The 1,222-nt window shown below is 60.6% G+C and carries 1 protein-coding gene; it reads right to left on the bottom strand.

Features of this window, described 5'->3' with window-relative positions:
• Nucleotides 1–16: 16 nt before the first annotated feature.
• Nucleotides 17–1,165, bottom strand: a complete 1,149-nt coding sequence (locus tag AC1D1L_RS33645; protein ID WP_477345827.1) for an IS30 family transposase — start codon at nt 1,163–1,165, stop codon at nt 17–19.
• Between the last annotated feature and the right edge of the window lie 57 nt (nt 1,166–1,222).

Raw genomic sequence — 1,222 nt, 5'->3', positions numbered from 1 at the left:
CGGTGGGTTCAATAGGTCATTGCAACACCTTCTGTAGCCTATCGGCCGGCGTTTCGAAGTCCAGGGTTTTTCGGGGTCGCTGATTGAGCCGCAGGGCGACGGCGTTGAGTTGGTCCTGCGAGACGTGGGAGAAGTTGGTAGCTCTGGGGAAATACTGCCTGAGCAGACCGTTGGTATTTTCGTTGCTGCCGCGCTGCCAGGGACTGCGCGGATCGCAGAAGTAGACCTGTAGGTCGGTGGCAACGGTGAAGCTCTTGTGACGAGCCATCTCCTTACCCTGGGCCCATGTTAACGAGCGCCGCAACTCTTCGGGCAATGTGCCGATCTTCTCGGCGAGGGCCCCTACGACGGTCGCCGAGTCCCTTCTCGCCAACTTCACAAGCATCGTGAATCGGCTGTGTCGCTCGACGAGGGTGGCGATGTTCGTGTCGTTAGCACCGGTGAGCAGATCACCCTCCCAATGGCCTGGGATGGCACGATCCTCCGCCTCGGCGGGGCGGTCGCGGATGGAGATCATATCGAGTATTTGTCCTTGCCCCGTCCGGCTCTGTGCGCCTTTGGCGGGGCGCATCTGTCGTTTGGTACGCAGGTGCGCTGTCAGTCCCTTCTTGAGCACCCCTCGCGACTGGATGAATAGACTGCGATAAATCGCTTCATGAGATATCCGCATGCTTGGATCGCCCGGGTACTCTCGCCTCAACCAGCCCGCTATCTGCTCCGGCGACCATTCCAGCGCCAGCTTTTGCGCTACCCGCCACCGTAGCCGTCCAGAGCATGCCAGGCGACACTGCTTCGGGCGCAGCGCTCGCTCCCAAGCATGCTTGTCAGCCCTGGTTGCACGATACGTTTGTGCACCGCCATTGCGCGAGATCTCGCGACATATTGTCGATGGGGATCGCCCGAGACTTCGTGCAATAGCGCGGATTGCGAGACCCGCCGCGATCCCGCGAGAGATCTCTTCGCGCTCCGCCAGCCCGAGCGCCGAGGCCGCTCTACGCCTTGCTGACGGAGCAATACCGCCGTGTAAGGATACGATCCGCTGAACGCCGGTCTTGTTCCGGCGGTCCAGTGCCCGCGAGATCGACGAAATGCTCTGACCTTGCTTCCATCGCTCCCAAAGCTCGGCCTTCTGCGCTGACGTAAACCAGATCCGTGACGTCACCATGCAACACCTCCTCATCCTCTCAGATTAAGAGTGTTGCGGCGACCTATTGAACCCACC

The sequence above is a fragment of the Mesorhizobium sp. P2_D6 genome (assembly GCF_056404315.1).
Note: the sequence above shows the minus strand (reverse complement) of the source record. Positions and strands in the feature narration are given on the sequence as shown.

Excerpts from the sequence above, each read along its gene's own strand:
- AC1D1L_RS33645 (WP_477345827.1), bottom strand. The coding sequence starts at position 1,165 with ATGGTGACGTCACGGATCTGGTTTACGTCAGCGCAGAAGGCCGAGCTT.